Source organism: Lederbergia citri (genome assembly GCF_018343625.1).
Classification (GTDB): domain Bacteria; phylum Bacillota; class Bacilli; order Bacillales; family Bacillaceae_C; genus Lederbergia; species Lederbergia citri.
Genome location: NZ_JAGYPG010000002.1, coordinates 1,414,767 through 1,429,303, shown reverse-complemented (window position 1 = coordinate 1,429,303; position 14,537 = coordinate 1,414,767). Strand labels below are relative to the sequence as shown.

At 36.2% G+C, this 14,537-nt stretch carries 10 protein-coding genes; 8 read left to right on the top strand and 2 right to left on the bottom strand.

Annotated elements, in window-relative coordinates; genetic code table 11:
* The first annotated feature begins 40 nt into the window (after positions 1-40).
* From rlmH to KHA97_RS15415, 4 genes are all read left to right on the top strand, one after another.
* Positions 41-520 (top strand): 23S rRNA (pseudouridine(1915)-N(3))-methyltransferase RlmH, encoded by a 480-nt coding sequence (gene rlmH, locus KHA97_RS15430; protein WP_213125588.1) that lies wholly within the window; start codon positions 41-43, stop codon positions 518-520.
* A 587-nt stretch (positions 521-1,107) separates the two neighbouring features.
* Entirely contained in the window at positions 1,108-2,358 is a 1,251-nt protein-coding gene (locus KHA97_RS15425; RefSeq protein WP_213125587.1) for a GTPase family protein, read from the top strand.
* An 837-nt stretch (positions 2,359-3,195) separates the two neighbouring features.
* Positions 3,196-4,335 (top strand): DNA cytosine methyltransferase, encoded by a 1,140-nt coding sequence (locus KHA97_RS15420; RefSeq protein WP_213125586.1) that lies wholly within the window; start codon positions 3,196-3,198, stop codon positions 4,333-4,335.
* 8 nt (positions 4,336-4,343) lie between these two features.
* Positions 4,344-5,591 carry a DNA cytosine methyltransferase gene (locus tag KHA97_RS15415; RefSeq protein ID WP_213125585.1) on the top strand — a complete coding sequence of 416 codons (1,248 nt, stop codon included), beginning with the start codon at positions 4,344-4,346 and terminating at the stop codon, positions 5,589-5,591.
* A 488-nt stretch (positions 5,592-6,079) separates the two neighbouring features.
* Here KHA97_RS15415 and KHA97_RS15410 read toward each other — a convergent pair whose 3' ends face one another.
* Positions 6,080-7,252: a DNA cytosine methyltransferase gene (locus KHA97_RS15410; RefSeq protein ID WP_213125584.1), complete on the bottom strand. Its 1,173-nt coding sequence runs from the start codon at positions 7,250-7,252 to the stop codon at positions 6,080-6,082.
* An 87-nt stretch (positions 7,253-7,339) separates the two neighbouring features.
* Here KHA97_RS15410 and KHA97_RS15405 point away from each other — a divergent pair, with 87 nt between their 5' ends.
* The gene (locus tag KHA97_RS15405) at positions 7,340-8,290 is read left to right on the top strand and encodes a restriction endonuclease PLD domain-containing protein (protein WP_213125583.1); all 951 of its coding nucleotides are present in this window, start codon (positions 7,340-7,342) and stop codon (positions 8,288-8,290) included.
* A gap of 19 nt (positions 8,291-8,309) precedes the next feature.
* Here KHA97_RS15405 and KHA97_RS15400 read toward each other — a convergent pair whose 3' ends face one another.
* Positions 8,310-8,732 carry a very short patch repair endonuclease gene (locus tag KHA97_RS15400; protein ID WP_213125582.1) on the bottom strand — a complete coding sequence of 141 codons (423 nt, stop codon included), beginning with the start codon at positions 8,730-8,732 and terminating at the stop codon, positions 8,310-8,312.
* 87 nt (positions 8,733-8,819) lie between these two features.
* Here KHA97_RS15400 and KHA97_RS15395 point away from each other — a divergent pair, with 87 nt between their 5' ends.
* The 3 genes from KHA97_RS15395 to KHA97_RS15385 are packed head-to-tail and all read left to right on the top strand — an operon-like array spanning position 8,820 to position 14,534.
* The gene (locus KHA97_RS15395) at positions 8,820-11,549 is read left to right on the top strand and encodes a Z1 domain-containing protein (protein WP_213125581.1); all 2,730 of its coding nucleotides are present in this window, start codon (positions 8,820-8,822) and stop codon (positions 11,547-11,549) included.
* A gap of 3 nt (positions 11,550-11,552) precedes the next feature.
* Positions 11,553-13,586 (top strand): hypothetical protein, encoded by a 2,034-nt coding sequence (locus KHA97_RS15390; RefSeq protein ID WP_213125580.1) that lies wholly within the window; start codon positions 11,553-11,555, stop codon positions 13,584-13,586.
* Between the two features lie 3 nt (positions 13,587-13,589).
* Positions 13,590-14,534 carry a P-loop NTPase family protein gene (locus KHA97_RS15385; protein ID WP_213125579.1) on the top strand — a complete coding sequence of 315 codons (945 nt, stop codon included), beginning with the start codon at positions 13,590-13,592 and terminating at the stop codon, positions 14,532-14,534.
* The last annotated feature ends 3 nt before the right edge of the window (positions 14,535-14,537 follow it).

Genomic DNA, 14,537 nt, shown 5'->3' with positions numbered 1-14,537 from the left:
GTTTTAACCACTACCCGTTAATGAAGAGAGGGAAACCATTGTGAATATCACAATCATCACCGTCGGAAAACTAAAAGAAAAATACTTAAAACAAGGCATTGATGAATACTTGAAGCGCCTTTCCGCCTATGCAAAAGTAGACATCATCGAAATCCCAGACGAAAAAGCCCCCGAAATCCTAAGCGAAAACGAAATGCTCCAAGTCAAAGCCAAAGAAGGCTCCCGCATCCTCTCCAAAATCCACCCCGACGCCCACGTCATCGCCCTCGCCATCGAAGGCAAAATGAAAACATCCGAAGAATTCGCCGAGCGGATTGATCACCTTGCTACATACGGAAAGAGCAAGATCGTGTTTGTGATTGGTGGTTCGTTGGGGTTGAGTGAAGATGTTATGAAGCGAGCGGATGAAACTTTGTCGTTTTCAAAGATGACATTTCCACATCAGTTGATGAGGTTAATTTTGGTGGAGCAGGTGTATAGGGCGTTTAGGATAATTAAGGGGGAACCATATCATAAGTAACTGCAAACTAAAGAACGAAAAAGGAATTGTAACAGTATAATCCCTTTTTCGTTCCAGTGAAACTTAATATATATATTATCAAATTTGTTAGGTTACAACATTATTAGATTAGAAAAGATTATATTTTAGTTTTTAAGGTAAATGTTAACGATATACAAACTTTCTATTTCAAGAACATCAAACAGAGCCAGAAATATCGATAGTCCTCTCCAAATCATTAGTCATTTTCCATAATCAAATGCATTTTTGCCACTATCTCATATGCAACGATATATTAATTATATGTTATTTTTAACTATATACTTTATTAAGAAACCTTTCCTAAATATTAATTTAGATAAAACAAGAATTTTTTCCTATTAAATATAGTTAATGCTACCGATTGCTTAAAGATTTTTATTTTGAAATGTTATAATATTCCTATAAATTATGTTATTCGTAGAAACTATAAAAATGACATAGAAGTTTGATTTTAATAATGTTATCGGTCTTGGTGAAGCGACAGTAGAGTTTAATTGAGGTATTTCATCTATTTGTGGAGAGAACAGGTTTGGGAAAAGGAAGTAATTTAATAGGGGGTTTTAGGAATGGCAATTGATAAAGAAAAGACAAGAGAACTTTTAAAGTCAATCGATGAATTATTCGATGTTATAGCTGTTGGATTAAATGAAAATACAAAAAATTTTCTAAAAAAAATGGTTATGGGGCCTGCAATTGAAGAAATTAGAAAATTAGTAGAAGATAGTCGTCCTCCGATTATGTTATTAATGGGTAGAAGTGGTCATGGAAAATCTTCAATAATAAATGCTTTAGCAGGAAAAGAAGTAGCTGCAGTAAATGATGTAAAACCAGAAACACCTGAATCCGTTCCATATGTTATTACATTTCCAGAATTACATTCAACATGGCAGATAGTAGATACTAGAGGAATATTTGAAACAACAAAGCCTACACACTCTCTAGAAGAAGATGCAGTGACAGTTTTAAAGAATAGTATAATAAAATATAATCCTGACGTAATAATGCATGTAATTAGCACACCTGAAACAAGAAATCTATCCAATGACTTTGAAGTTTATAATGAAATAATGGAAACGGTTAAGAAAGAACATAAGCTAAGAATTCCAACTATTTTGGTTCTAAATAAAGCTGATACTATTGGGAATCCTAGAGAGTGGCCGCCAGAAGAAAATGCAAAAAAAGCGGGACATTTATTAGAAATTATTGATTATATGGCTGATGATGTATTGAAACTGGAAGGATTGCCTATTAATAAAAATTATCCATACTATGGGTATGAGACAACAGACAATAATTATGTAGGAATTATTCCTGTTTCTTCATTAGAGGGGGATTTGTGGAATATAAGCACTTTATCTGATTTAATAGGTAACCATCTTGATGAATCAGCACAATTGGATTTTTTTCAAGCACAAAAGAGATCAGAACAGCTTAGAAAAATTTCATCTTCACTTATAAAAAGATTTACAGGAATTGCAGGCGGCATAGGTAGTTCACCTATTCCTTTATCTGATATTTCTTTGCTAACTCCTCTACAAATGTTAATGATATCTATAATTGGGGCTTTATCCGGAAGAGAATTATCAAAAAATACTGCGCTTGAATATTTAGGAGCGGTGGGTGTTAATGTTGGAGCAGCTATTGGAATTAGAGAAGGCGCAAGGCAATTATTAAAACTAATTCCAGTGGGAGGTGCTTTATTGTCAGGATCAGTCGCTGCAGCTGCTACTTATTCTATTGGAAAGTCAGCAGAAGCCTACTTTTTCTACAATAAAAAGGTAGATCCCGAGGAAATTAAGAAAGAGATAAATAAATAATAATGTATTATAGTGCCTATGCCGATTTTTAATAGGAGAAAGGAACACACAATCTTTCAGGGGGCTATTTCTCCATTTATTGTGTTGTTTCGAGACAGGTTATAGATTGGAAAATCAACTATAATACGTAAAAATCACAAACTAATCTAACAACTAAAGAATAATTAATAATTATTAAAATATAGAAAAATGTTGGTGATCAACATACGGGTTGTAGTTTATTTAATTGGTGATATTTATATAAAGAAAAAAACTGATTTTTATTAACAGGTTAAAGGGGAAGAGAAAATAATCTCTTCCTCTTGTTTTTAATGGAAAATTAAAAACTTGCCAAAAGGATGGATTTTTTTAGGGAATAGAGATAAATAAGTTAGCAGAATACATACAGGGTTTATAAGAGCATATATAATAACTCTTTCCGAGGAGAAAGATTTTGCGATGAAAAAATCAATTGGTATGGAATTTGTAATAAAATGAACACTTAGAACTAGGACATACAGAAATCAATATTATACGGCATTAAGGAAATAGTAAGAAGATACAGATATAATAAAATCATAAACCTTATACTTAGAGAATCAAATACTCATATTTGCTGTTACCTCTTGTTTAATAGATTCCAAACTTTCTATAGTTATTAGGATTTTACAAAATATAAATAATAATCTGCCCATTCACCAATATATTCCATTTTAATTGAACTAAAAGTAATGTTGAAATATTCCATTAAGGCTCTGTATATAAAAAAAAGCATGTCAAAGAGTGATATAATAGAAATATAGATTTCTTAAATAAAATAAGTATAATGCTGAGATATAAAAGAACGGAGAATAGAAAATGAGCAATAATAATAACCTGACTGTATTGGATCTTTTTTGTGGATGTGGTGGTTTGTCACAAGGATTCATAGATGCTGGTTATAATGTCCTTTTGGGAGTTGATTTTGATAAGGCTGCTCTAACAACATACAAAAAAAATCATAAAAATTCAGATGTTTTATTTGCAGACCTGTCAAATGCTGAAAGCATGGAAGAAATAGAAAAAAAACTTAACGGGAAAAATGCAGATGTTATAATTGGCGGGCCTCCTTGCCAAGGTTTTTCTCTAACCGGTTCTCGAAACATTAACGATACTCGAAATAAGCTTTATTTGGCAGTAGTAAAGGCTGTTAAGAAATTTGAGCCCAAAGCTTTCTTAATTGAAAACGTTCCCGGCATTGTAACATTATATAATGGTGTAGTTAAACAGCAAATTATAAATACATTTGAAGATATGGGATACAATGTAACTGTTTCTGCAAAGCCCCTTCTTGCTGCTGATTATGGTGTGCCACAAATGAGAAAAAGGATGTTCTTTATTGGATTTAAACAAGGATTAGGGTATTTTGAATTTCCAAAAGCAACACATACTCCGGAAAATTATATAACTTGCGGTGATGCCATAAGCGATTTGCAAAGTCGAGAGGAAGAATTAGGGCAAGAAGTTGATAGTTATATAATGCCACCACAGTCACCCTATCAAGAGTTTACGAGAAAAGATAGTGAAAGGCTGTACAACCATGTGGCAACGAAGCACACTGAATATGTTAAGTGGGTAATAAGTCAAGTCCCAGAGGGTGGTAATTATAAAGATTTGCCACCAGGTGTAGGAGATAGCAGAAAGTTTAATGAAGCTTGGACCAGATATCATAGTGGAATGCCCTCTCGTACAATTGATACAGGTCATAGAAATCATTTTCATTACAAATATAATAGAGTTCCGACTATTAGAGAAAATGCAAGACTTCAATCCTTTAGAGATGATTTTATTTTCTTAGGAACACGTACTCAACAAAACAGACAAGTCGGTAATGCTGTACCTCCTTTATTATCCTATAATTTAGCTGTTGCTATTAACCAACACTTTGAGGATGTTAAAACTGGCAAAATAAGAGACGAATATCAAAAACAATTATTGCTAGAAATTAACGGTATATAGGTTATGTTATGAAAAAAATAAATACCTTGGAGCTATTTGTTGGTTGCGGCGGACTTCTTGATGGCTTTGAAAAGTCAAAATTATATAACATGGTTGCTAGTGTTGAGTGGCAGAAATATGCTTGCGATACATTAATTAATAGACTTAAAAAGAAATATAATTACTCGGATGCAGAAAAAAGAGTCATTCATTTTGACATACAACGAACAGAGGAATTAATTCAAGGCTGGAAAAACGATGAAACTTATGAATCTAATAATGGGTTAAACCGGATTATTAAAAAAAGAACTATAGATGTTATTGTAGGTGGTCCACCTTGTCAGGCCTATTCACTTGCAGGGAGAATTCAAGATAAACATGGAATGAAAAATGATTATCGTAACTATTTGTTTGAAAGTTATCTTAAAATAGTTAAAGTATATAAACCAAAATTATTTGTTTTTGAAAATGTCGAAGGAATGTTATCAGCTGCCCCGGATGGAGAGAATATTGTAGACAAAATTAAATCGGGTTTTAACGAAATTGGTTTTGATGTAATTGATGATATAAGAAGCTTTGCATTATTAGATTTGTCCGAGTATGGGGTTCCGCAAAAAAGAAAACGAGTAATTTTAGTTGGGTTAAATAGAAGCTATTTTGGTGCTGATAGAAAAAAAAACCAAGAAACCCTTAATTACTTTTATAAGCATATATTAGATAGATATAAATCTAAGGAAATACCAACAGTTCATAGTGCTATAAGTGATTTACCTCCTATATATCCATCTGAGGTTGATTATCGTGAAGGTGGTAAGAAGTTTTCTCATTATTGGAACAAAAAAGAGATAAAATGGCATATGCCGAGATACCATAACAGACGTGATATAGAAATATTTAGATCTTTAGCAGAGGATATAGCTACCGGGGAAAATAAGTTTCAATCTGTGGATGCCCTAAAAACTCTGTATACTGAAAAAACGGGTAAAACATCAAATGTTCATAAATATTATGTATTAAGATGGGATCAACCAAGCAATACGATACCTGCGCATTTAAAAAAAGATGGTCTAAGACATATTCATCCTGACCCTAAGCAAGCAAGATCGATAACTGTACGCGAAGCTGCCAGATTACAAACATTTGATGATGATTTTGAATTTATGGGAAGTATGGTTCAAAACTATGAAATGATTGGAAATGCAGTACCCCCGGAATTCGCCAGACGATTAGCTTGTGCTATTTATGATTTATTAGTACATAATGGATTGGGAGTTTAGTTCAGATAACTGAACGTCACTAAAACCAAAACTATAAATGATGCATTTTAAAAATATAAAAATCTATATAAAGAAATATAAAATATTGGATAGCTTTAATTCTTAAATGAGAATTAAGGCTTTTTTATATAGGCATTTTTACTTGATCAAGTTTATTTATCCCAAATTATAGATGACTAAGTTTTAAGATATTACCTAGATATTTAGGATAACTTTCTGTTTTGACAGTAACCTATTTCAATTCACCTAATATATTTTGGTAAAAACGCCCATTTATACTTAATCAATTACTAATGCCTTCAATTTGGGTTAAGTAAATTACTAAATTCCAATTGTCTAAATTTGTAAGAAGTGTAGAAGAAAGTAGGAATTTATAGTAAAATAGTAATGAAAAGTTTAATTTTTATAATTATTTGAGAACGTTACCAAAATAGGAAAAAAATGCTTCACAACTTACGAAGCATTCTTTAACTGAATAAAACTTAAGTTTAAATATTGAAAGCAATTTGCTTTTCGGTTGGAGAAAGGTTTTCAAAAACTAATTTCTGCTTTTCTTTTAATTGATTGGTATCAAAAGAAGGTTCGATTGAATCGTACGAAATACCAGCAAAAGATTTAAGTATCGACTCAAAAACAATCTGGGCACCTTGGGGCGGAACAGCCATACCAATCTGCTTTCTTACTGATTCTTTATTTCCGAACAAAAGATAATCATCAGGGAAAGTCTGTAGTCTTGCACGCTCACGATTGGTCAAAGCTCTTAGTTCTTTCCAGTGATACATATGAGTACCGCCGCCTCCGCTTCCGGTTACTGTATAGGCAGGACGAGAAGGATCTAATCTCTTATAAATGGAACTTAATTTTGCTCCTTTTACTTTAAGTCGCAAATGTTCTGGTATACCTGGATACCATGCATTTGCTCCGGGCGGTATATGACTGAGCATTTCCTTAACCCGGGCTGTATGTTTTGGCAACTCATTATTAGGTGCCTCAGCCGCAATTGGAGGATTCATGATTGCGTCGAAAGAAGTCCGAAATTGTGACGGATCTGTTATTGTTGGTGCTGGAACTTTAAATGTAATCCCCTGTTCAGTCAGGTCATTTCTAATTCCCACTATTATGATGCGATGACGAGCTTGCGGAACTCCATATTCTTCGAACTTGTATAAGTGAGGGGTTAAAGTATAACCACATTCTTGAAGTTCCAATAGGATTTGAATGAAGGCTTGTCCTTCATTCGCACTCTGCAGGCCACCCACGTTTTCGGCAACAAAAAACTTAGGTTGGTAGTTTTTCAGAACCTTAATACCGTATGAATAAAGAGGACCAAATTTACCGTTTAGTCCATGTTTCTCGCCGACTAGGCTATAATCATTGCAGGGGAAACCAAATGAAAAACAATCGATTTCACCTAAAATGGATTTATCACCGATTGGCAGCTTTTCTACTGGCCCGCAATATACTGATTCATCATCTAGGTTTCCGCAAATATTGTACCGGAATGTAGTGCAAGCATCAGGGTCGTAGTCATTGGCCCATTCATGCTCAATTCGCCACTCTTTAAGTGGAAGTCCAGTTTCGGGATCATAAATTTGAGCATTTTTTGCACCTAAACTTAGACCTCCTGGTCCGCTAAATAGTTCACCTTTTTTAAATATCATTTTAATTCTCCTTTATCAGGGAATAAGAACTTATGTTCTTGCATACCCTTATAAGTTGATTTTACACTTAAATGGCGGTGAAATAAAGTGACAATTTACGACAATGATTTAATACATGCTGTAATAGATTCTCCTTATAGGAAAGGAAATAGGCATCTATCAGTTGTAACTGGCTATGCGTCAGCACCTTTTATTTTGGAATTGTTACAGAAATACAAAGATTTAAGACTAGAAGTAATTGTCGGAATGGCAAAGCAAGACCCCATTGATGTATGGACTCATAAAGAATTTAAAAGAATGGTTGAGAAATACGATAGACTTTCAATTAAATATTTTGTGGGAGAAAGACCTATTCATTCAAAGATATATTATTGGTATCCAACACTCGATTTGCCGGAGTTGATTTTTGTCGGATCGGCAAACTTGACCAGGAATGGTTTCATCAACTTCCAAGAAGTCTTAGCTGAGGTTGAAATGGATAATCCGATGAGACGGTTGCAGGAAAAAGAGTTAGTAGAATGCATAAAAGAAAATGTCGAGCAGTATTTAACCTTTTCATATGCTAACGATCAAGAGGAAATAGATACAAACTTACTTAAAACAATGGCAAAGGGAAAAGAATTTGTTGATCTTCCGTTGACGGAGTTAAATTCAAAAGATAGAAAGGTTCATAAAAAGAGCGGATTGAATTGGGGGCAAAGAAAAGGGCGGAACAAAAATCAGGCATATATACCAGTCCCTCTTAAAATCCACAAAGAAATGCCAGATTTTTTTCCCGCACGAAGTGAAAGATTCACACTTTTAACCGATGATGCTGAAAGTTTCGTGTGTGTAATGGCACAAGACAACGCAAAGGCGATAGAATCTTCTTATGATAACAGCTTAATCGGTCACTATTTTAGGAAGAGGCTAGGGCTAGAGCCCGGTGCTGAAGTAAAGATAGAGCACTTGGATGAATACGGTAGAGATGCTGTAAGGATTTATAAAATTAATACAGAAACTTACTACATGGACTTTGCAGTGCCCAATACCGAATAGAAAGGCTATATTGTCCCTTTTAGTCGTGAGTGCTTTTAGATTTATGGATGAAGAATACTGTTTCTTTTACCGTATTCTCAAATTCTTTTCTAATACTGTGTTCCCAAATGCGTTTAATATGCCATCCGTTTTCCTGGTAATACTTTGTTACTTCTCGATCGCGTTCGATGTTTCTCAGGATTTTTTTATCCCAATATTCCTGGTTACTTTTGGGTCTAGTGAAATGGATGGGACAGGCATGCCAAAAACAGGAATCAATGAAAATAACAATTTTGTATTTTTGAATAGCGATATCGGGATTTCCGAATAGCTTTCTAACGTTTCTTCTAAATCGAATGCCATTGGCCCATAGAGCTTTTGAGAATAGGGATTCAATTTTTGATACAGAGCGAATGGCTGCCATATTTTTGCTTCGCTGCTCTCTTGTTATTTTATCGGGCATAGGAATCTCCTCTAAGTTATGGAAATCAATATAATTATCATTACCCATTTTTATGCAAAACAAAAAGTTTAAAGGGAGGATCTAAATATGAGTGATTACTCTTCTATAAAATATGATGAGAAAAGAAATGTAATACGAAATTTAAAAGAAAAGGGTAGGGACTGGAATTATATCGCTACATACGGCAGGAATAACGATGAAGAATTACAGGAATCTCTTGATTTTATGTTTGAAATGGGGACGTTTAACTATAAAATCTCTGCAGAAGAATGGAAGGGGATTGTAAGAGAACAAAAAGAAATTGAGGAAAGGGCAAAGGAAGTTGTTATGGTTTCCGGGGGAGTAGAGCAAGGCTCTCTTGAAGTTCCGAAGCATGAAAGAAGTGCGTGGCAAATGTATATAGAAAAGCTAAGAAGTCAAAAGTGGAGTCCGGATGCAATTAATGAGCTGGAAAATTCCACTTTAGCTATTCTCCGCAAAATAAGTCAAGATACATCAGAAACAGGACCGAGAAAAGGATTGATGATTGGTCATGTTCAATCCGGAAAGACGGCTAGCATGGCAGGACTTATGGCCATGGCTGCTGACCATGGATGGAATATGTTTATTGTTCTATCAGGAATTATAGAAAATCTTAGGCTGCAGACAGAAAATAGATTGATTGGAGACCTTACATATAAAACTGGAAATTTAAGTTGGAGGGCTTTGAATAATCTTTCTAAAAGATCACCTTTGTCTGTCCGTACACAGTCACTTTCTTTTGACCTAAACTCGAGGGACCGTTACTTTACTGTTTGCCTCAAAAATAAAACACGTCTAGAGAATTTGATCAAGTGGCTTTACGAAGATAAACATAAGCTTGCGCAAATGAAAATTTTAATCATTGACGATGAGGCTGATCAAGCAGGTATTAATACATCTGATATTGATACGCAGGATAGAACGGCAATTAATTCACGTATCATCAAACTAGTAGAGGGGATTGGAAAGGACAAGGCAGGTGCGATGAATTATATCAGCTACACCGCAACTCCGTACGCTAATGTCCTAAATGAGGCAGGACCAGGCACCCTTTATCCAAAGGATTTTATTGGTCTACTACCTACCTCAACTGAATACTTTGGGCCAAAACAAATCTTTGGAGTAGAGGACTCTGAATACCAAGGCCTTAACATTATCCGGAGAATTGGTGATGAAGAAATTCAGGAAATTAATGAGATGCAAAAGCAAATTAGGGACTATAGGATGACGCCTGCACTCGAGGAAGCTATCTGTTGGTTCCTTTGTGCGGTTTCGATGATGCGGAATAATGGATACCAAAAGCCTATAAGCATGCTAATTCATACAAGTCACTTAACAGGGGTTCACGGTGAAATAGCGGATATGATCTCGACATGGCTGAAAAGCAAGACCGATAAAGAAATTATTGCACTTTGCAAAAAAGTTTTTGAAAGGGAAGAATATCAGTTTACGGTTAATGATCTCTTTGACTCTTTCAAAGGGTATTCCGTTAAGAGGGATCAAATCAATGGGTATCCGAAGTTCGAAGAAATTATAACCGAAATTATTGAACTAAAGAACCAAGTTAGCCATATACGGCTTGGTGACGATGAAAGTCTTGAGTATCATAACGGGATTCATCTGTGCATTGATAATTGCCGTTTCAATGGGGTGGACGATGAAAACAATTTTGTCCGACTGGCCTATCCTGAAAAAAATAGGCTTGAACGGATGGACAAGGCTCCAGTATTTATGGTAATCGGGGGCAACACGCTCAGCAGGGGGCTCACCTTGGAAGGGCTTGTCAGCACTTACTTCCTTCGTGTCGGCAAACAAGCTGATACATTAATGCAAATGGGCAGGTGGTTCGGGTATCGTCATGGCTATGAACTATATCCGAGGATTTGGATGACTGAAGATACACGCGAAAAGTTTGTCTTTTTGGCAACCCTTGAAGAAGAACTACGCGATGATCTTCAAACCTTTCGAGATGGCGGAGCCTCACCCGAGGAATATGGCCTTAGGATTAAAAATTCTCCTAAATTGTCTTGGCTGCGAATTACAAATGCAAACAGAAGCCAAGGCGCTATTGCTACTGATTGGGACTTTAGCGGTACATCGAACCAGACGGTAGTCTTTGATCTGGATCCAACAATTTTAAAGCGCAATATCAAGGTTACAGAAAACCTACTGAACGGTCTACCCCATCCAGAGGAAAGCCCATTGAATAAATCTTTGGTCTGGAAAAATGTCGATTTTGAAATGCTAAGGGTGAAATTTTTTAGCCAATACACTGTAAGTAAAAATGCGACTGCTCTTAAGGATATGGATGTTTTTTGTGAGTGGTATGAAAAAGTGAAAAACGAAATTGGATTTACCGGGTGGAGTGTAATAGTTGGAGGAACAAGGGAAGGTGAAAAGTGGAATATTGGAGGAAAGGCAATCGGAAAGATTACGAGGGCAATTAAATCCAATAATGCCAAAAACACTATCAGCATTGGTGTCTTGCGTGCGCCAGCGGATCTATATGCTGATTTTACAAAGGAAGATCTTCAAAAGGCTGAAATTAGTGCTAATTCAAAGTTAGAGATTTCTAATAGTGCTGTAAATTTCAAAAGGGAGCAGGTTGGGTTAGATAAAACTCCACAACTGATTATCTATCGGATTGATAAGAGCAAAAACAATGAGATTGCAGAAGACATTATCGGAATCAGTGTAGTTGTGCCTGGAGCAAAGACGGGCAAGAGTTATGCGAAGCGATTGACCATAGACCTCGATCGTTTTGTGGTTGGTACGGGAACTGATGTGGAGGAATAAATAATGAAGATTGAGATTGCTAAGCACGAGAGAATGTCTGAGAGCGGTAGTTCGCTTTTAAGACTCATCCAAAATGAAAATATGCCACTCTTGGACCTGCTAATCAGGGAGGCTGTACAGAACAGCCTTGATGCCGGTAAGCCAGGAGTTGGTCATGTAAATATAAATATAGGAGTAAATCATTTTAAAGCCGAAGATCTTGCAGGTGAGATGGAAGGAATAGGGGAAACACTGAAACAACGATTTAAAGAATCCCGTAATTACTGTCTCTATGTGGAAGACTCTAATACATCGGGACTGACCGGTCCACTTTCGGTTAAAGAAGTGAAAGATAACGATTTTGGCAACTTTCAGAAATTAGTCTATGAAATTAGTAAACCTCAGAGGCAAGAAGGTGCTGGTGGCTCATGGGGGCTTGGAAAAACAATTTATTTCCGACTTGGGATCGGACTAGTTTTCTACTATACTCGAATTGAAAAAGATGGCGGCTATGAACACCGCTTAGCGGCAACTATGGTAGAGAATGAGGAAAAAGAAAATTCGATTATTCCTGCAGTTGGAGACCTTCCGAAACGTGGTATAGCCTGGTGGGGAGCAGATGCAGGAGATGGAACGACCTTGCCATTGACTAATGAAGAAGAAATAAAGAGAATTCTTGATATTTTTGGTACTGATATGTTTTCAGCTAACCAGACAGGCACCAAAATCATTATTCCTTTTATAGACAAACAAGAACTACTTCAAAAGACAGTTATGGAAGGTGATGGGGAAAATTGGTGGAATGAATCAATTGAGGAATACCTGAAAATTGCTTTCCAACGTTGGTATGCTCCTAGGATAGATAACAAGTTCTATAAATATGGTAATTATCTAAGAGCTAGTATTGCAGGAAAACAAATAGTTTATGAAAATATGGAAACCGTCTTTAAAGTTATTCAAGATCTTTATAATAAAGCAGCAGGAAAAAAGGCGCGTCCAAGTAGCTATAGCAAAAAAATAAATGTTGAAGAAATTCCAATTAGAAAAGATTTCATATCGACGGATGCCGGGAATGTTGCTTTTGTAAAGCTGAAGATGGAAGACCTGCAAATGCAACCTCCGTATAATAATCCGAATCCTTATACCTTTCTCAATATCCATGATCGAGCTGAGGCCGGGAATTATCCTATAATATGTTATACAAGAAAGCCTGGTATGATTGTTAATTACGAAATTAGTGGTTCTTGGTTGATCAATGTTGACAATACAGGAGGATCTGAGTTTCTGTTAGCTATTTATGTGCCTAATTCAGAGCTTAAACTGAAGGATCCAAGCGAAGTGGCAGATCTTGAAGGATACCTTAGAAAGGGAGAAAAGGCAGATCATACAGCATGGTACGACATTAATCTCGGGGAAAGGCCATCCAATATAGTCAACCGGATCAGCAAAGGAGTCTCCAAGAAAATTGCAGATGTTGCAAACGAAAATCTAAATAAAGAAATTATAAACAAAAAGTCGAGGCTTGGAACCCTATTAGGCAGACAGTTAATGCCGCCTACTAATTTCGGAAAGAAGGCAACAGGCAGAGGAGGTTCCGGTGGTAATGGAGGTGGAGGAGGCAGGAAAAAGACTAGCTTTGCTTTATTGCCAGACGTCATTTATGAAGATGGATATGTAACCCTTGGCTTTGAATTGTTTATGAGAAGGCCAGTGAAAGAATGTAGAATTGAACTGAACGTTAGTTCAGAAACGGGTTTGATTAAGGGGAAAAATTGGGAACAAGACGTTATCCAAAAAAAATTCCCATTTGAGATTTCGGAAATTAGAAATATTATCGTAAACGGAGAGAAGGAGACGGTTTTCGTAGAAGATGAAATACCCGAAATAGATAGTTTTATCACGGGAATGATCCGGACGCCTGAGTTCAATACCTTAGTAGGCTTTGAAATTAAAAGAGAAACAAATGAAGATATTATGAACGTAACAGGTGAAATCCGTATTGAAAATAGGGAAGAAGGATTGGAGTTAGCCGTCACTCCACATTTTACGGAGGAGTAAAATATGCAGAATACAATACCGTTATATCGTTCCATAGACGAAAATTTGTTCAAAAAAATCGGTTATGAAGTGGAACCTGTAATGTTTTCTCATTATTTCGAAGAAGAAGAGCGGACTTTTACTCTTGCAGAAGAGGGAGAAGAAAAGCCCAATGTTTACTTAATGAATGATAAAGAGGGAATATGGGATCCTAATATCCACGATTTGACTATTCGTCAACGATGTAGTCTCGAAAACCCTGGTTTTCTGTTTGGATCATCAGGAGTAGCAACCAAAGACTCGCGCCTTGGCATTGCCGTAAATTGGTATTCTCGCAGTTCAAGTATGAGAAGCATTGAACCACTCTCTACAATTGTGGCCGATGAGGTTGGACCTAGAGAATTTGATATTGAAGTCACATATAAACCCGGACAATTACGTGGTTCAGTAGTTATTGAAACGGTCCTTTATCTAGAGAATCCCGGCAAATGGTCGGAACCAGGCTATGCCACTAAAGTAGGCACAATACTTGGCGTATTGGACAGTAAAACCCTTTACATTGATGGTGAGGGTTCTGAGTTTCCGATTGTTGAGATAGAGGATCCTGCTAAGCCCCTTTGGTGGGTAGAATGTAATTGGACTGATCCGATGATCGACTTATTTGATCAGGAAAATGTTCGTATTTACTTAAACCTTAAACATAGATATGCAAAGGATCTTAACCTTAGGAAGGGAATTGCTCAATCTCCCTTGTTAATAGAAATCCTAGCCTCCTCTTTCCAGATCATAATTAACGAACTCGGTCAAAGCCAAGATTGGGCTGATATCAAAATTGGACAAAATGTTGAAAAGGGATCCATCGGAGAGGCAATCTATTATTTTCTAAACACGTTCGGTTGGGACACATCAAGCTCAGAAAAGCTGGCAAGGACAATAAGGGAAGATTTATACAGCAGGTTTGTGGGGTGATAA